An 18,146-nucleotide genomic window follows, 5' to 3' on the forward strand; every position below is an offset into this window, starting at 1 on the left:
GAGGAGTACGGGGCGAAAGTCCGGATCGGCGGCGAGTGGGTCCTGGGTCGGCGGAAGTCACGCGAGACGACGATCTACGCCGGACCCGTTCTCGCCTACGACAAGCAGATCTATTTCGACCGGGACACCGGCCTTCAGAACGTGAGCTCCGCCGGCGGGAACATCTCCGACCGCTACACGTACACGTCGGCCGGCGTGGAGGCCCGCTACCGCAACCGCACCGTGAGGTTCGGCGAATTCTCCTTCTCGGCCAGCGTCGTCCAGCGGAACTACAAAGAGGTTCCCAACGTCTCTTCGCTCGACGCGCTCCTGTACCGCTTCGGCGGTGACGTCGAGTTCGAGCTGACCCGGAGGCTGTCGCTCGACCTGGACTACGCCTACACCGTCCGCGACTACGACAACCTCCGCGCCCGGAACCGGGACGCGTCGTTGCTGCCGGGGAACGACCTTCTGAAGTACGCTTACAACGACCTGGGCGTGACGTTGCGTGCCGAGCCGACCGAGCGGCTGACGCTCTACCTCGACTACGACTACACGGTGCGAGACGACGTGTTCGCCGGCTACAACGACTACACGCGCCACTCCTATCGCATCCGGGCTCTGTGGTCGGGCCGGCGGACGGGCCTCAGGCTCGCTGCGCGCTACCGCGACAAGAGCTACGACAACGCGTTCATCTTCGACAAGCCGGTGAACCCGCTCGACAACAGTCCGAATCCGCACAAGTCGTACCAGACGCTGCAGATCGACTTCCGGGCCGAGCGGCAGTGGGGCGGGCTGGGCAAGCTCGTTCTCGAGTATCGCCTCTACAATCAGGAGACGGCGGATCCGCGGTACGACTACGACCGGAACCGGCTTTCGCTTTCCTATCGGATCGAGCGGTGAGCCGGAGGCCGGTCAGGAGCCGGTTCCGCTGGAGGCGGGGGACGGAGCCGCGCCGAAGAGGATCCGGCGGAGGAGCTGGCTGGCATCGTCGAGCAGGGAGTAGAAGAGCGGGACCACGAGCAGCGTCAACGTCGTCGAGCTGAGCAGCCCCCCCACGAACGCCCGTCCGAGGCCCGAGTAGGGGATGCCGACGAAGTTCGCCTTGCCGAACGCCATCGGCAGCATGCCGAAGATGGTCGTCAGCGCGGTCATCAGGATGGGACGGAAACGGAGCTTCCCCGCCTCGAGAATCGCCCGGTCGCGTGCGGTCCCGCTGCGGCGGAGGCGGTTCACGAGGTCGACCAGCACGATCCCGTTGTTCACGACCACCCCGGCCAGGAGGACGAGCCCGATCGCCGCCATGATGTCGAGCTTCGATCCCGTCAGGAAGAGCAGCCACCAGGCGCCGATCCACGACAGGACGATCGACGGCATGACGGCCAGAGGCAGCAGGAAACTCTCGAAGAGAAATCCCATGATCAGGTAGATGAACAGCATCGACATGCCGAGGGCGAAGCCGAAGTTGCCCATCTCCTGCCTTTCCCAGCGCATGCTCGAGCCGAAGTCCCAGGAGTATCCGGGGGGCAGCTCCATGCCCTGCATCACCTCCGCCACCCGGGACCTCAGCTCGCGGAGCTCCTCCCGCGTCGTGTTGAGCTTGATCTCGAGAACGGTGCGCCGGTCCCGCCGGCGGATGTCCCCGTAACCCTTCGCGATGCTCACGGCGGCCACCGCGTCGAGGGGGATGCGGCGTCCTCCGGCGGCCGGGACGGTCAGGCTTCGCAGCCGGGCGACGCCCTGACGCTCGTGCTCGGGGAACTGCACCAGGATCTCGATCTCCTTCTCCCCCTGGCGGAAGCGCGGCAGCCGCTGGCCGCGGAGCGCCGTTGCGAGCGTGCCGGTGATCACGCGAGGGTCCAACCCGTACCGGAGGGCCTGGTCGCGGGAGATCCGGACCCGGACCTCTTCCATCGCTGCCTCGAGATCCGGTTCCACGGAGAGGAGACCCTCGATCCGCCGCAACCGCCGCTCCGCCTCGTCCGCCAGCTCCGCGAGGGTTTCGGTATCCTCGCCGTAGAGGCTCACCGTCAGTGATGCGTCGCTGCCGGTGCCCCGCTGCCAGTTGACGTACATCTGCACGCCGGGAGCGGTGGGCATCACCCGATACAGGGCGTCGGTCGCCTCCTCCACGGTGACGTCGCTCTTCTCCGTGGACTCGAGGATGACGCGCACCATTCCGCGGTTGTTCCAGAAACGTGTCTGCACGTGGCGGATGTCGAGTTCTTCGCGCAGCGGCTCGATGGCCTGCTCGACGCGGCGGAACCACTGGTCGGCTTCCCCCAGCGCGTAGCTGTTCGGCAGGTTGAACCAGAACGAGATCTCGCGGCCGCCGCGCTGGTGGCGGCCCTGCTGGAAGGCGAGCTCGACCCGCTGCATCGGGTACCAGGTGGCCGCCACCGCCGCCAGCACGCCGACGAACACCGGGCCCCGGCGGGAGAGGCTCCACCCGAGGATCGCGAGGTAGGCGCGGTGGAGCGGGGCGATCGTTCGGTTGTACGCGGCATCGAACAGCCGGACGAGTCGCCGTCCCCGACTCGCTTCGCCGGCCGGGCGGAGCCAGTGCGCCGCCGCGAGGGGGACGAACAGCAGAGCCACGATCAGCGAGGCGACGATGGCCGAGACCACCGGTAGGGACAGCTTGATGAAAAAGAACCGCATCATCCCTTCCCGGCTCATGATCACCATCGGCAGGAAGACGACGATCGTGGTGACGGTGGCCATCGTCAGGGCGAGGGAGATCTCCGACGCACCCGAGAGCGCCGCCAGCGGAACCGGATGTCCCTCGCGGCGGTACCGGTCGATGTTCTCGGTCACGACGACCGCGTTGTCCACCAGCATTCCGGTGCAGATGATCAGCCCCATCAGCGAGACGAGGTTGATCGATTCGCCGGCGAGGAACATCACCACCAGCGCCACGAGGAGGCTGGCGGGGATCGCCATGGTGATGAGAAGCGTCACCCGCAGGCGGCGGAGGAAGAGATAGAGAACGATCACGGCGAACAGCCCGCCGAGAAGGCCGGTGTCCCGGAGCTGGCGAATCGAATCGGCGATGATCTCGCCCTGATCGAAAAGGACATCGAAATCGGCCGAGCGCGCGAGCACCGGATCCTCGCTGAAGATGCGGTTCAGCTCGGCCCGGGAGGCCGCCGTCACCTCGCGGGTGTTCGCCTCGCTCTCCTTGAAGATCTCCAGCATGGCCGCCGGCCGGCCGTCGAGCCGCGCGCCCCGCGTCGCGGGAGGGAAGTCGTACCGTATCCGGGCCACCTCTCCGAGAACGAGGCCATCCGCACGAACGGGGATCTTCGCCAGATCCTCGATCGAGCGGAAGCGCGCCACGGAGCGCACGAGCAGTTTGCCGCCGCGCTCCCGGACGTCTCCGGAGGAGATGGCGAAGTCGGCGCGCCGCAGCGCCTGAAAGAGGTTCCAGAGCGACAGGCCGTGCGCCTCCAGCGCATCCCGGTCCGGCTCGATGAAGATCTGTTTTTCGCGGACACCCTCGAGATCGACCTGGGCGACCCCCGGAACCCGCTCCAGGGGTTGGACGACCTTGTGGGTGAGAATCCAGTACGGGTCGTCGATCGACGGGGAGAGCCGGATCCCGACCTTCAGCGGCGCATCGTCGGTCGGATTGAAGCGGCGGAGCCGGACCCGATCGACGTCGTCCGGCCAGGAGGTCGCCTTCAGACGTTCCACGCGGTCCGCGACCTCCTGGTACGCCTCGTCCATGTCGACCGACTGGAGGAAACGCATCCAGCATCGCCCGCTGTCGCTCGACGCCTGGCAGTTCACCTCGTCGATGCCGCGGACGGTGTACAGGGCGTCCTCGAGGGGCCGGACGATCTTCTCCTCGACCTCGGAGGGGTTCGCGCCCGGATAGGGCACGAAGACCATCATGAACGGCGGATCGAATCCCGCCGGCATCATCTGGACCGGGAGCCGCGACAGCGCGACCGCGCCGATCAGCAGCAGCGCCAGGAAGAGCATCAGCACCGTCACCGGACGGCGCACCGAGATCGACGGGAGGAGCGCCCCACGGGGCGCCGCCGAGGGCGCTCGCTTCATGGCGGGTCCATCCCCGCGGGAACCGGGGGCGGCACCTCCTCCGCTCCGCGGCCGCTCCGGATCCGCGCCGCCACCCGCTCGGCGCCCGAGTAGAGTGTCGGCAGGACGATCAGGGTGAGGAGCGTGCTCGACAGAAGGCCCGCGATGACGGTCAGCGCCATCGGCGTGCGGATCTCCGCGCCATCACCGAGGCCGAGGGACATCGGTAGCAGGCCGAGCACCGTCGTCGCCGTCGTCATCAGAATCGGGCGCAACCGGACCCGGCCGCCCTCGACGAGGGCGTCCTCCACCGAGAGGCCCCGCCGGCGGAGGCGGTTCACGTAGTCCACGAGCACGATGGCGTTGTTGACGACGATTCCCGCGAGCATGATCATCCCGAGAAACACCACGACCGAGATCGGGATCCCCAGGCCGCCCAACACCACCACGACGCCGAACAGCGCGAGCGGGACGGTGATCATGATCAGGAGGGGGTGCAGCAGCGATTCGAACTGGCTGGCCATCACCACGTAGACGAGGAACACGGACAGGCCGAGGGCGATCCACAGCGAGCGCAGGCTCCGCTGCATCTCCCGCGCCTGCCCCGCCAGCCGCCAGCTCGTCCCCTCCGGCCATTCGAGACGCTCGAGACGCCGGCGGATCAGCTCGCCGGCGCGGCCCAGCGACAGGCCGTTCAGATTCGCCCGGACCAGCGCGACCCGCCGCTGGCCGACCCTCCGGATGTCCGCGGGACCCTCCGCGATCTCGATCCGAGCCACGGCCGAAAGCGGCACCGGCACGGCGCCCCCCGGGTTGACGACCAGATTGCGGAGCTGCCGGACCGTGGCGCGGTGTTTCTCGCCGAGCCGGACGACGATGTCGATCCGGCGTTCGCGGCGGCGGAACTGCGTCGCGGCCGACCCCTGGACCTTGGTGCGGACGAGGTCCGCGACGTCGCGCAGGTCGAGGCCGTACCGGACGAGGGCATCGCGGTCGTAGGTGATCTGGACCTCGGGGCTTCCCGGGCGAGCCGTGGACTCCACGTCGGACAGTCCGGGAATCGACCGCAACTCCTCGCGCACCCGCTCGCCGAGCCGGCGCAGCACCGCCAGATCGTAGCCCTGGATCTCGATCTCGATCGGGGTGTGGAAGGAGAAGAGCACGGGTCGGCTCACCTGCGCCTGGAGATCCGGGATCCCCGCCGCGACCCGCCTCAGGTCGGCGATCACCCTCTCCTCCCGAACCGCCGTGAGCCCACCCTCGGCCGCGTGCCGGAGAGCTCCGGCGATCCGGTACGCCGCGCGCCGAACGCGGGCGACGAACCCGGCCGGCCGTCCCTCGGGGGCGAGCGCGACCAGCAGGTGCGCCGTGTTCTCCCCTTCTTCCGGCTCGCTGTCGGCGGAGGGGTCGGCCCCCACGCGCAGGAGCGCCCGGCGCACCCGCGGGTCGTCGATGGCCGCGCGCTCGATCGGGGCGCACGCCGCCAGCGTCTCCTCGAGTGGAGTTCCCACCGGCAACTCGGCGGCGAGATCGAACTCCCCCTGGTGCACCTCCGGGATCAGCGCCCGGTCCATGCGGGTCAGTCCCCACGCCGTCAGCGCCAGCGCCGCCGCCGCACCGAGCAGCACCGGCGCCGGCCGCCGCACGGAGGCCCGCACCAGGCGCGGGTAGGTGCGGTCGAGAAGGGCGAGCAAGAGCCCCGTGGCCCGCGCCGCCGGGGCGAACACGAGGCCCAGAACCGCTCCCCCGGCCCGCACCGCCGTGGCCGCGGCGAAGAAGACCGCCGCGACGGCTCCCAGGAGCAAGAGCCAGGCCCCTTCGAGCACGAGGAGGGCGGGATCGAACACCAGCGCGTGCGCGAGCGCCGCGGCGAGGCGGTCCCCGCGACGGATCCGGGCGATGAAGGAGGCCAGCAGCCCGCCCAGCCCCGCCGCGGCGGCGGTCAGGGCCAGCGCGGCGGCGGCCGGCTTCACCTCCCGCGAGGCGGCGACGAGCGCCGCCGCCGCGAGCCAGGGGAAGGCGCCGGCGGCGGCCGCGGCGGCCCGCGCCCAGGCGGGCGCATCCGGCCGGGGCAGCGAGCGGTAGCGGAAGATCTCCGACACCCGGGACCTGAGCGGAGCGCGGTCGCGGGCCGGCCCGGTCGTCAGGCGGGCGGTCAGGGCGGGCACGAGGAACACCGCGACCAGGAGGCTGAACAGGAGGGCGAAAACGACCGTCAGCGCGAGATCGCCGAAGACCTGCCCGGCGACACCCTCGACGAAGACCAGGGGCAGGAAGACGGCCACCGTGGTGAGGACGGAGGCGACCACCGCCGTGCCGACCTCCGCCGTGCCGCGAACGACCGCCTGCTGGAGAGGATCCCCCTCCTCGCGGCAGCGGGCGATCGACTCGACCACCACGATCCCGGAGTCGACGAGCATGCCGATGCCGAGGGCGAGACCTCCCAGGCTCATGATGTTCAGGCTCAGCCCGGCGAGGTACATCGGCGCGAACGAGGCGGCGAGCGAGACCGGGATCGCCACCGAGATCACCGACGTCGCGCGCGGGTCGCGCAGGAACAGGTAGAGGACGACCACAGCCAGCAGTCCGCCGAGGATCGCCGTGTTGCGGACCTCCCGCACCGAGGCCTCGATGAACCGGCTGCGGTCGCTGACGATCTCGAGCCTCCAGCCCTCCGGCAGGCCGGCGGCGAGGCCCGGCCCGGACGAGCCGCCCTCCCCCTCCACCGCCTCGCGCACCGTGCGGGCCATGGTGACGAGATTGGCATCGGCCTCCTTCTGCAGCTCGATCTCGACGGCCTCCGAGCCGTCGAGCCGCGTGATGACCTGCCGGTCCTTCCAGCCTGAGGTCACGGTTCCGACGTCCCGGAGGCGGATCTCCCGGCCGTCCCGCTCGGCGACGACGAGGTCGGCGATCTCGTCCAGGGTCCTGAACTCGTTCAGGGTGCGCACGAGGTAGCGGGTGTCGCCCTCTTTGATGTCGCCGCCGGCGACGTTGACGTTCTCCACCTCGAGACGGCGCACGACCTCCTGGATCGACAGCCCGGTGCGGCGGAGCCGCTGCTCGTCCAGGTCCACCGAGATCTGCTCCTCCAGCCCTCCCAGGACGCGGACGGCGGCCACCCCCGGAAGCTGCTCCAACTCCCGTTTCAGGCGTTGCTCGGCGTAGGTCCGGAGGCGCTTGAGCCCGCTGGGGCTCTGGTCCTCCGGGCGGTCCGACGCCAGGGCGAGGAGCATCACCGGGTCGAGCGACGGGTCGTACCGGAGGATCAGCGGCTTGCCGGCATCTTCGGGCAGGAACACGGAGTCGAGCCGTTCGGTGACCTCCTGCCACGCCTGCCCCATGGACGTGTCCCAGGTGAACTCCAACGTCACGTCGGAAAGCCCCGCGCGGGAAACGCTCGACAGCCGCACCAGGCCTCCGACGACCCCGAGCGCCTCCTCGATGGGTCGCGTGACGTTCTCTTCCACCTCTTCGGGAGCCGCACCGGGATACTCGGTGCGCACCGTCAGCGACGGGTAGTTGATGTCCGGCATCAGCTCCACCGGGAGAAGGCGGTAGCTGAACATCCCGAACACCATGACGGTGAGCGTCACCATCAGGATCGCCACCGGCCTCCTGACGGTGACGGCGAACATCCCGCCGCCGGAGCCGCGGTCCGTCAAGACGCCCCCGCCGCGGGGGCGTCGGCGCCGCTCTCCGCCCCCTCGCCGAAGCGGACCGGGCGTCCCTCCTCGTCCTCCGCCGCCACGAGCGCGCCGTCCTTGAGGGCCGACTGACCCACCACGACCACCAGTTCGCCCGGCTCCACGCCCTGGGCGATCTCCACCCGCTCCGCGTCCTCGTAGCCGAGTTCGACGGGACGCCGCCGGGCGCGCCCCTCGCCGTCCACGACGAACAGGTGCGGCCGCTCGTCCTCGTGCACCAGCGCCTTTTTCGGAACGACCGGCACGTCAGCGTGCTCGTCGAGCACGATCTGGACGTTGGCGAACATGCCGGGACGCAGCCCCTCCCGCCGGTCGATCGCGAGCAGGACCTCCACCGTCCCCGATTCCGCGTCGATCACCGGAGAGATCCTGAGAATGCGTGCCGGACGCCAACTCTCCCCCGCTCCCGCCGCCCGCACTGTCGCCGGCTGCCCCACGCGGAGCTGAGGCAGGTACTTCTCCGGGACGAAGGCCGGCGCCACCAGGCTGTCGAAGTCGACGATCCGGAAAACGACGTCGTTTTCGCGCACGAGCGTTCCGAGGGTGACCAGCCTCTCGGTGATCGTGCCGGAGATGGGGGCGGTGATCCTGGTCTTCTCCAGGGCGAGCTTCGCCTGCTCCCAGTCGAGCCGCGCCCGCTCGAGGTCGAAACCCGTCTTCTGGTATTCCTCCTCGGACAGGAGGTGGTCCTGGGCCAGCGCCGCCGCTCTCTCGTGCTCGGCCCGCAGGCGTTCGAACTCGTTCCGCGCCCGGCGCTCGGCGAGCTCGAGGTCCTCGTAGGCCAGGCGCGCCAGAAGCTGGCCTTTGCGCACGGTGTCGCCCTGCTCGGCGAGGATCTCGACGACCACCCCCGTCGCCTGGCTCACCACCGCGACCTGCTCTTCGGCCCGAAGAGTCGAGGAGGCGTCGAGGTAGGCCTGCATCCGGCCGCGAACCACCGGGGCGACGATGACGGGGACACGCGCCTCCTCCGCCGTCCGCCGCCGCTCCGGCCGGCCGCCGGCCGCCTCCCGGTGCCGCGGTTCGGCGGGCCGCTGGCCGGCGGCGCGGGGACGGTGCCCCTCCCCGCGGCCCGCGGGCGCCGCGCCGGCACCTGCGTCGCAGGAGATCGCCGCCAACACGGCGGCCCACAGGCACGCGATCAGCGCCCAGTGACGATTCATCGCCAGGATCCTCGATCCCGCGCGGCCCGGCCCGCCGCGGGACCTCGTCGAGCTTAGCCGAGACCGCCGGAGGCCGCCGCGACGCCCGCAGGAATCGGAACGATTGGTCGTTTGCGAGCGATGAACGTGTGACCGGCCGCGGCTACCGCCGATCCGGCCCGCGGGCCTATGCTCGGGGCATGCTCCGCCACGCGAGCCGGGCGCGAACGCGCCGAGCCCCGAGGGCGGCCGTGCCCGTTCCGCCTTCCCCGTTCGGCCGGGCGCCGGGCCGATGACGGGAGCCCTGCGCTGGGCCGCGTTCGCGGCGGGCGCCGGGATCGTGACGCTCGCCGCCTCCCGATTCGCGTCCTGGCTCCGGTCGGAAAAGCGCGTGGCGACCGCCTGCACGCGCAAGGCTTTCCACTTCGCCATCTTCAGCGCAGCCGCCGCGTACCACCTCGCCGGCGGTCTTCCGGCGAGCGCTCTTTTCGGCGCCGTCGTCAGCGCCGCCGTGTTGGCGTCGGTATGGCGCGGGCGGGGCGATCCCCTCTTCGAGGCGCTCGCCCGCGCCGAGGACGCTCCGCACCGGGGACTGTTCGTGGTGGTGCCGCTCGCGGCGACGGCCGCCGGGGGGCTGATCGCCGCCCTCCTCTTCGGGCGGTACGCGGCCGTCGGTTACCTCGTCGCCGGTTGGGGTGACGCGCTCGCCGAGCCGGTGGGCGCGTGGGCCGGGCGTCACGCCTACGCCGTGCCGACGATGACGGGGGGGCGCGCCACGCGCACGGTGGAGGGCTCCGCCGCGGTGGCGCTCGCCGGCGGCCTCGCGGCGGCGGCGGCGCTCGCCGCGTCCGGTGCGCCGGCCACCGTCACCCTCCGCGGCGCGGTGGCTTGCGGGGCCGCGGCTTGCCTGGCGGAGGCGGTCACCCCGCGGGGCCTGGACAACCTCACGGTGATCCTCGCCGCCTCGGCCGCCGCGCGCTGGGCCGCCGGGTGAGCGCCGGCCGGCCTCCGCTCAAGTCGCCCGCGCGGCCGGCCGATACAGAAGATCGCCCCGGGGTCGAGGCGGGGATCGGGGCGACCCGCCGCCGGCCGGACCGGGTCTCGGCTCCGTGGGGCTCGGAGCCGCGGAGAGGGCCTCCATGAGCCGAACGCTGCGCGCGCGCCCCGAGGGACTCCACGGGATCTTGGGAATCGCGGTCGGCGACCTCTCGGCATCCGGAATCGGCGAGCGGCTGGCCGTCGCCGTCGAACAGGCGCACGACGCCATCGTGATCACCGACGCCAGCGGGCGCATCCTGTACGTCAACCCCGCCTTCGAGGCGAACACCGGGTACACGCGCGCCGAGGCGGTCGGCCGGACGCCTTCGATCCTCAAGAGCGGAGCTCACGGCGAAGCGTTCTACCGCGAGCTGTGGGAGACGATCCTCGATGGGCGCGTCTGGCGCGGCGTTTTCGTCAACCGCCGGAAAGACGGGACGCTGTTCGAGGAGGAGTCCACGATCTCCCCGATCGTCGGTCGCGATGGCGAGGTCACCGGCTTCGTCGCCGTGAAGCGCGACGTCTCGGAGTGCCGCGAGCGGGAACGGGAACTCGCCGTGCGCGAGGCCCGCTACCGGTCGCTCTTCGAGAACTCCCGCGACGCCATTCTCATCACCGACGCGCACGGCAAGCTGAAGGACGTCAACCCGGCGGCGGTCGAGCTGACCGGCTATTCGGAATCCGAGCTGCGCAACTTCAAGATCAAGCACCTCTTCCCGCGGGAGAAGGACCGGCGCCGCTTCACCGAGGCGGTCGCGCGGGACGGCTTCGTCGAACGCCTGCCGCAGCGGCTCCGGCGCGCCGACGGCGAGGAGCGAGAGTGCCTGGTCAGCGCGAGCGTGTGGCGGGGCGCAGGCGGGGAGATCCTCGGCTATCAGAGCATCGTCCGGGACGTCACGGAGTCGCGGAGAAACCAGCGTCTGATGAAGGCGGTCATGGAGTCCTTTCCCGACCCCGTGCTCATGGCCGACGAGAAGGGCCGCATCGTCCTGGCCAACGCCGCCGCGGAGAGCGCCTTCGGGCAGCCGACGGGCGATCTCACCGGCCTGCCGCTGGCGGAACTCGTCACTCCTCCCGGAGGGTGGGCCGGCGACCTTCTGCGCATGGGCGAAGGCGATGATGGTGGCGCCGCTCCGGAGGAGTGGACGGCGCACCCCTTTTCCGGCGCCGGCTTCCCGGTGGAGGCGACGCTGGGGCGCGCGCGCACCAGCGACGGCACCTACCTGCTGGTCTCCCTGCGCGACGTCCGCGAGAAGCGTTCCCTAGAGACGCAACTCCGGCACGCCCAGAAGATTGACGCGATCGGCCGCCTCGCGGCCGGCATCGCCCACGAGATCAACACCCCGATCCAGTACGTCGGTGACAACACGCGATTCCTGCAAGAGGCCTTCGGCGATCTGGTGGAACTGTTCCGGCGGTACGACGCGGCGCTCTCCGGCGAGGCTCCTCCCGATGCGGCGGAGAAGGCCCGGCAGCACCGCGAGGAGATCGATCTCGACTACCTGCTGGAGGAGATCCCCCGCGCGATCGACCAGACGCTGGAAGGGGTCCGGCGTGTCGCCGGCATCGTCCAGGCGATGAAGCAGTTCTCGCACCCCGGGCAGAACCGCGAGCCGGCCGATCTCAACAAGGCGATCCAGAGCACCGTCACCGTGGCCCGCAACGAGTGGAAGTACGTGGCGGAGATGGAGCTCGACCTCGCCGAGGACTTGCCGGCCGTTCCGTGCATCGTCAGCGACATCAACCAGGTGATCCTCAACCTGGTGGTCAATGCGGCGCACGCGATCGCCGAGGTCCGGGGGGAGCGGCCCGAGACGAAGGGCCGGATCGCCGTCCGCACGCGGGTCGAGGGTGAGGAGGCAGTGGTTGTCGTGGAGGACGACGGCTGCGGCATTCCGCCGGAGAACCTCGAGCGGATCTTCGAGCCCTTCTTCACCACGAAAGAGGTCGGCAAGGGCACGGGGCAGGGCCTCAGCATCGCGCATCACGTCATCGTGGAGGAACACGGCGGGACGATTTCCGTCGATTCGGAGGTCGGCCGCGGGACGAAGTTCACCATCCGCCTGCCGCTCCGATCGGGCGCGGAGGACGAGGAGAGTCAGCCTTGAAGCGCATACTGTTTGTCGACGACGAGCCCAACGTCCTGGCGGGACTCAAGCGGATGCTGCGCAGCCTCCGCCGCGAATACGAGATGGAGTTCGTCGGGAGCGGCAAAGAGGCGCTCGCCGCGATGGAGCGCCAGCCGGCGGATGTCGTCGTGGCCGACATGAAGATGCCGGGAATGGACGGTGCGGAGCTGCTCGAGGAGATCCGCCGGAGATGGCCGGACACCATCCGGCTCATCCTCTCGGGACACGCGGAGTCCGAGGCGATTCTCCGGTCGATCGGCCCGACGCATCAGTTCCTGGCCAAGCCGTGCGACCCGGAGACGCTACGCCGCACGATCCGGCGCGCCTACGCCACCCGCGAGCTGCTGGAGAATCCGCAGCTCAAGGCGATCGTCTCCCAGGTCGAGTCGCTTCCGAGCGTGCCGTCGCTCTTCCAGGAGGTCGTGGAGGAGCTCCAGCGGCCCACCGCGTCGCTGCGGCGCGTGGGGGAGCTGATCGCCCGCGACGTCGGCATGAGCGCCAAGATCCTGCAGATCGTGAACTCCGCCTACTTCGGCCTCGTCCAGCCGATTCACAACGTGGAGCGTGCCGTCGCTTTCCTCGGGGTGGAGACGATCACGTCCCTGGTGCTCGGGGCGCATGTCTTCTCCCAGTTCGAAGGGAACCCCGTTCCCGGCTTCTCGGCCGATGCGCTGATGCACCACTCCCTCCACACGGCGGCACTGGGCCGGCGGCTGGCGGAACTCGAGTGCCTGAACAAGCAGTCGGCCGACGATGTCTTCCTCTGCGGGATCCTCCACGACGCGGGGAAACTGGTGCTGGCGGCCAACCTCCCCGACAAGTACGCTGAGGCGATCGAGGCCGCCCGCGACGACGCCATTTCGGAGACGGAGGCCGAGAGGTCGGTCATCGGGGGTACGCACGCGGAGATCGGCGCCTACCTGCTGGGGGTTTGGGGCCTTCCGGACATCGTCGTCGAGGCGGTGGCCTATCACCACGATCCGGGGCGGTGTCCCGATCCGTCGATGACCCTCACCCTTCTCCACGCGGCGAACGCGCTCGCGCACGGCGACCGGGAGGCGGACAGCTTCGTCGACACCGATTTCCTGTCCGCGCGGGGTCTTGCCGACCGCTGGAAGGAGTGGCGCGAGGCGGCCACGAGCCCCGTGGGATCGGGGGTGTGAGCCGTGACGGAGAAGATCCTCTTCGTCGACGACGAGCCGAACGTCCTGGCCGCCCTCCGGCGGCAGACGCGGAAGCGTTTCCAGGTCGAGACCGCCTGCGGCGCCGCCGAAGCGCTCGAGATGCTCGAGACGCGCGGGCCCTTCGCGGTGGTGGTCTCCGACCTCAAGATGCCGGGAATGAACGGCATCGAGCTGCTCGCCGAGGTGAAGAAGCGCTCTCCCGACACCGTGCGCCTGATGCTGACCGGCCATGGGGACATGGACGCCACCATCGCGGCGGTGAACAAGGGACACATCTTCCGCTTCCTCACCAAGCCTTGCCCCGCCGAGACCCTGGCCGTCATGCTGGACCAGGCGCTCGAGCAATACCGGCTGGTCACCGCGGAGAGGGTTCTTCTCGAGCAGACGCTCAACGGCGCGGTCAAGGTCCTCACCGAACTGCTGGCGATCCTCAATCCGGCGGCGTTCAGCCGAGCGTCCAGGATCAAGGAGTACGTCGGACAGGTCGTCCGCAACCTCGGTCTCGAGGGCGGGTGGCGCTACGAGATGGCGGCGATGCTGTCGCAGATCGGCTGCGTGACGCTCACCCCCGAGACGCTCGCCAAGGCCTACGCCGGGCAGGGACTGTCGCCGGAAGAGCGCGAGTCCTACCTCAAACACCCCGTGGTGGCCCACGATCTGCTCGCCCACATCCCCCGCCTCGAGTCGGTGGCGCGGATGATCCGCGGGCACCTTCTTCCGCCGGCGGGTGCGACGACCCCGGAGGAACCGGAGGCGTTCGGCGCCGAGCTGCTGCGGATCGCGAGCCAGTTCGAGCAGCTCGTCGGCTCGGGGAAGAGCGCCAAGGCGGCCGTGGCGGAGTTGAGGCGGAGGGGAGACTTCGACGAGAAGCTCCTGGAGGCGTTCGAGAAGGTCGAGATCGCCTCGATCGGGCACGTGGTCCGGACCGTGCCTCTCTCCGAGTTGCGGATCGGGATGATCCTCGACCAGGAGGTCAAGGCCAAGAACGGGCTCCTCCTGGTGGCGAAGGGGCAGGAGGTCACCCAGCCGCTCCTCGAGCGGCTGCGGAGTTTCGCCCGCGGCGTCGGCGTGGTGGAGCCGATGCGGGTCCTCGCCCCCGCTCCCCAGCCGTCCTCACCACCATCACGCCCGGCCGCCGTATATTGAGGTCCCGCCCGGGAGGCGAGCCATGGGGCGTCGGGCCGCGGCGTTCGCGGCGGCGTTGATTCTCTGCGTCTCGTTGGCTGGGGCCGGCGTCGGCCCGATGCAGCTGGTCCGGATCGAGCGGAAGAGCCGGGACGATCTCGCGCGCCTGCGGCGCGCCGGGGTTCCGGTCGTCTTCGAGTTCCGCGGGAGCCTGCTCGCGGAGGGGACGGCGGAGGAGCTGGAGCCGATCGGGAGACTCGGGTACCGCAGTTCCCTGGTGGCGAACGTCGGCCCGGACGACGACCTCCGGCTGCTGGGGCCCCGGCGGTCGCGGGAGTACCGCCTCCGGTACGGGCGGCTGGGCGTGCTTCTGGAGGAGGACGGCCAGCTGCTGGTGAACGCGCGTGCGGCCGGGCTCGGGGAGGAGGCTTTCTCCTGCCTCTCCGAGGCCCCGCTGCCGCGGCGACCCCTCGAGGTTCCCTCCCCCGCGGCCCAGGCCGGGCAGGCCGGCGGGACCGCCGACCCCTTGGTGCAGCGCATCGTGGACGCGGTGGACCCGGCCGAGATCGACCGCGTCTGGAACGATCTCGTCGCGAACCCACCGACCGGCACCCGCTACTCGACGAGCCAGGGCTGCCGGGACGCCGCGGCCTACTGCCGGAACCGCTATCTCGAGCTCGGCTATCGTCCGGAGTACCACGAGTGGGATCCCCGGCACGCGCCCAACGTCGTGGCCGAGCGCACCGGTGCCGTGCACCCGGAGCGGATCTACATCGTGACCGGACATCTCGACGATTTGCCCTCGGTGGGCCCGGCGCCGGGGGCGGACGACAACGCCTCCGGCTCGGTCGCCGTCCTGGAGGCGGCTCGCGTGATGGCGTGCTACCAGTTCCGGAACACGGTGCGGTTTCTCAACGTGACGGGCGAGGAGCAAGGGCTGCTCGGGAGCGATGCTTACGCCGAGCGGTCGAAACAAGCCGGGGAGGACATCCGGGGGGTTCTGAACTTCGACATGATCGGATGGGAAGGCGACGGCATCCCCGATCCGGAGAACCTCGACGTCAGCTACAACTCCTTCTCCCAGTGGCTCGGGGAGGCGTTCGCGAACGCTGCGGAGACCTATCACACCGGTCTCGCCGTCGACGCGTTCTATTGTCCCAGCCTCACGGCATCCGACCACGCCTCTTTCTGGAGGCGCGGTTACCCCGCCATCATCGGTATCACCGACAACGAGGATTACTGCGGTCACCCCGGGAACTATCCCTACTACCACACCTCGGACGACACGATTCCGAACTGCGGGGCGCCCGACTTCTTCTACGCCACCGTCCGGACAGCGGTGGCGACGCTCGCCGACCTCGCGCAGCCGTTCAAGATCACCTTCGAGCGGTCCGCGTACCCGTGTGGCGGCTCGGCGAAGGTCGTGGTCGGCGACGCCGATCTCGACACCGACGGATCGGTGGCCGAGTCCGTCGACGTGGAGGTCTGGAGCACGACCGAGCCGGATCCGGAGGTGCTGACGCTGATCGAGCGCGGCTCGCACTCGCCGATCTTCGACGGGGAGATTCCGATCACCACGGACCCGCCCCAGCCGGGTGACGGTCGGGTGAGCGTGACCGAGGGGGATCTTCTCTACGCCAGGTACGTCGATGCCGTGGACTGCGACGGATCCACCGACGTGACCTACGACGCGTCGGTGACGATCGACTGCACCGCGCCGTCGATCCGGAACGTCGGCGAGCAGGACGTCACGGACACCTCCGCGACGATCGTCTGGGACACGGACGAACCCTCCGACAGTGCGGTGATCTGGGGCGAGGCGCCCCCGCCCTCCAACAGGACCGAGGACCCTGCGGAAACGACCTCCCATGCGGTCGAGCTGACAGGCCTCCAGTCCTGCACCGTGTATTACTACGACGTCGAGTCGACCGACCCGGCGAACAACACGGCCCGAGACGACAACTTCGGGATCCACTATCACTTCGAGACGCTCGGCGATTTCGGTGACGGCCTCCAGCCCTGCCACGAAGGGCGGGTCACGATCGAGGACAAGGACGTCTCCTGCACCGGAACGGTCGCCTTCCACGTGATCGACCTCGATCTCAACCGCGATCCGGAGGCGGTCGACGTGGCCGTCGTCGAGGTCACCAGCAGCACCGAAACGGAGCCGGAGCTGGTGACGGTGACCGAAACGGGCCCGGACACCTCGCGGTTCGACGGCTCGATCGCCACCGCCACGGGGGACGCCGTTTCGGATGGCGTTCTCCAGACCGCTGACGGCGATGTGGTCACGGTGACCTACCGGGACGCCGACGACGGGACCGGTTCCCCGGCGGTGTCGTTCGACACCGGGACCGTGGACTGCGCCGGACCGGCCATCAGCAACCTCCGGGTGGAGTCCATCACCGACGCGCGCGCGACGATCCTCTTCGACACCGACGAGCCCGGGGATACGACCGTCGAGTGGGGCTTCACGCCGGCGCTCGGGACCACGGTGAGCGATCCCGCCCTGGTGGTCTCGCACGCGGTGACGCTGAACACGCTCTCGGCCTGCGCGCCGGTCTACTTCCGGGTCAGGACCAGGGACCGGCACGGCCACGAGAGCACCGGCGGGCTTCCGACGGGTCCCCATCACTTCGCCGTGGGGCAGATCCCGGGCTTGTACTGGAAAGCGACGTTCGAGGACGGAGCGCCGGGATGGACGCTCGGGGGCGAGTGGCAGGTGGGACCGCCCCGCGGGGCGGGGGGATCGTCGGGGAATCCCGATCCGCCGCGAGCGTACAACGGCGACGCGGTCCTCGGTCACGACCTCGAGGGATTGGGCGGTTATCCGGGGGACTACGAGCCGAACATCAGCGAGACGGCGCGGTCCCCGGTGCTCGACGCCTCCAACTGGACGAACACGCGCCTGCTTCTCTACAAACGGCTCAACACGGGGCCGGGGGACGACGCGTCGATCTGGCTGTGGTCGGGGCAGGGACGGCCTCTGTATCGGAGCGGCGGCTCCACCGTCTTGGATGACACGTTCTCGGTGATGTCTTTCGACGTGGGGCCGTTCGCGGACGGCCGCCCCGCGGTCCAGCTCGAGTTCAGGCAGCAGTCGGACGGTGCGGGACAGTATTCCGGGTGGAACGTCGACGACGTGATCTTCAAAGACGGCAGCCTTCCCGACTACGGGCCGTGCGGGGGCTGCGGGGAGGCGCCCTCCTTCGCTGGCCTCCGGTCCGCCCGGGACCGCGACGGATGCGCCGCGAGCGGAGTCGACCTTTCCTGGGAGCCGGCCGCGGCGTGGGGCACGGGCGCCGGCGGCACGTACGCCGTGTACCGCGGCGAGACCCCCGACTTCGTGCCCGATGCGACGAGCCTGATCGCCTCGGGGATCGCGGATACCGCGTACACCGACCCTTCGCCGCCCGCGGATCGGACCCTCTTCTACCTGGTCCGGGCGGAAAACGACGAGACCTGCTCGACGGGCCCGGCGAACGGCGGGGTGACCGACGGCAACGACGTTCGGCTGGCTGCCGCCGATTGGACGAGCCGGCCCGTCCCGGCGCCCATCACCACCCTGAGGGTGCGGGTGGTGGGCGGGGCGCACGTCCGCCTCGAATGGGATGCCGATCCGAACGCGGTGGAGTACCGGGTGGAGCGCTCCTACTCACCGCACCCGGAGGATTTCGGGCGCATCGGAACGGTGGCGCGGACCTGGTACGAGGATGTCGGCGCCGCGGCCGATCGGGAGAACTACTTCTACACCGTGAAGGGCGCCAACGAGTGCGGCCAGGAGGGCGTTCCCTGAGC

9 protein-coding genes are annotated in these 18,146 nt (G+C 70.1%); 6 read left to right on the forward strand and 3 right to left on the reverse strand.

Features of this window, described 5'->3' with window-relative positions; all coding sequences use genetic code 11:
- Positions 1-882 (forward strand): hypothetical protein (locus D6718_10040; GenBank protein RMG44433.1); only part of this gene is annotated, 882 nt, incomplete at its 5' end.
- A gap of 12 nt (positions 883-894) precedes the next feature.
- On the opposite strand, the gene D6718_10045 is transcribed toward D6718_10040, so the two are convergent.
- Genes D6718_10045 through D6718_10055 form a run of 3 tightly spaced genes read right to left on the reverse strand, consistent with a single transcriptional unit; the run spans position 895 to position 8,893 of the window.
- Complete coding sequence (locus D6718_10045) at positions 895-4,044, reverse strand: efflux RND transporter permease subunit (protein ID RMG44434.1); 3,150 nt, start codon at positions 4,042-4,044, stop codon at positions 895-897.
- Positions 4,041-7,688, reverse strand: a complete 3,648-nt coding sequence (locus D6718_10050; protein RMG44435.1) for an efflux RND transporter permease subunit — start codon at positions 7,686-7,688, stop codon at positions 4,041-4,043. The genes D6718_10045 and D6718_10050 overlap by 4 nt, the downstream gene beginning before the upstream one ends.
- Positions 7,685-8,893 carry an efflux RND transporter periplasmic adaptor subunit gene (locus D6718_10055; protein RMG44436.1) on the reverse strand — a complete coding sequence of 403 codons (1,209 nt, stop codon included), beginning with the start codon at positions 8,891-8,893 and terminating at the stop codon, positions 7,685-7,687. The genes D6718_10050 and D6718_10055 overlap by 4 nt, the downstream gene beginning before the upstream one ends.
- 271 nt (positions 8,894-9,164) lie before the next feature.
- On the opposite strand from D6718_10055, the gene D6718_10060 reads away from it, so the two are divergent.
- The 5 genes from D6718_10060 to D6718_10080 all read left to right on the forward strand — a co-directional run bounded on the left by D6718_10060 (position 9,165) and on the right by D6718_10080 (position 18,144).
- Positions 9,165-9,866 (forward strand): hypothetical protein, encoded by a 702-nt coding sequence (locus D6718_10060; protein ID RMG44437.1) that lies wholly within the window; start codon positions 9,165-9,167, stop codon positions 9,864-9,866.
- A 145-nt stretch (positions 9,867-10,011) separates the two neighbouring features.
- Positions 10,012-12,018: a PAS domain S-box protein gene (locus D6718_10065; protein ID RMG44438.1), complete on the forward strand. Its 2,007-nt coding sequence runs from the start codon at positions 10,012-10,014 to the stop codon at positions 12,016-12,018.
- Entirely contained in the window at positions 12,015-13,202 is a 1,188-nt protein-coding gene (locus D6718_10070) for an HDOD domain-containing protein (GenBank protein ID RMG44439.1), read from the forward strand. Before D6718_10065 ends, D6718_10070 begins: the two co-directional genes overlap by 4 nt.
- A 3-nt stretch (positions 13,203-13,205) precedes the next feature.
- Positions 13,206-14,369: a response regulator gene (locus tag D6718_10075; protein ID RMG44440.1), complete on the forward strand. Its 1,164-nt coding sequence runs from the start codon at positions 13,206-13,208 to the stop codon at positions 14,367-14,369.
- A gap of 22 nt (positions 14,370-14,391) precedes the next feature.
- Complete coding sequence (locus tag D6718_10080) at positions 14,392-18,144, forward strand: M28 family peptidase (protein RMG44441.1); 3,753 nt, start codon at positions 14,392-14,394, stop codon at positions 18,142-18,144.
- Positions 18,145-18,146: the final 2 nt, after the last annotated feature.

The sequence above is a fragment of the Acidobacteriota bacterium genome (assembly GCA_003696075.1).
GTDB lineage: Bacteria > Acidobacteriota > Polarisedimenticolia > J045 > J045 > J045.

Coding starts and splice junctions, on each gene's coding strand:
- D6718_10055 (RMG44436.1), bottom strand. CDS start 8,893: ATGAATCGTCACTGGGCGCTGATCGCGTGCCTGTGGGCCGCCGTGTTG.
- D6718_10045 (RMG44434.1), bottom strand. CDS start 4,044: ATGAAGCGAGCGCCCTCGGCGGCGCCCCGTGGGGCGCTCCTCCCGTCG.
- D6718_10065 (RMG44438.1), top strand. CDS start 10,012: ATGAGCCGAACGCTGCGCGCGCGCCCCGAGGGACTCCACGGGATCTTG.
- D6718_10060 (RMG44437.1), top strand. CDS start 9,165: ATGACGGGAGCCCTGCGCTGGGCCGCGTTCGCGGCGGGCGCCGGGATC.
- D6718_10080 (RMG44441.1), top strand. CDS start 14,392: ATGGGGCGTCGGGCCGCGGCGTTCGCGGCGGCGTTGATTCTCTGCGTC.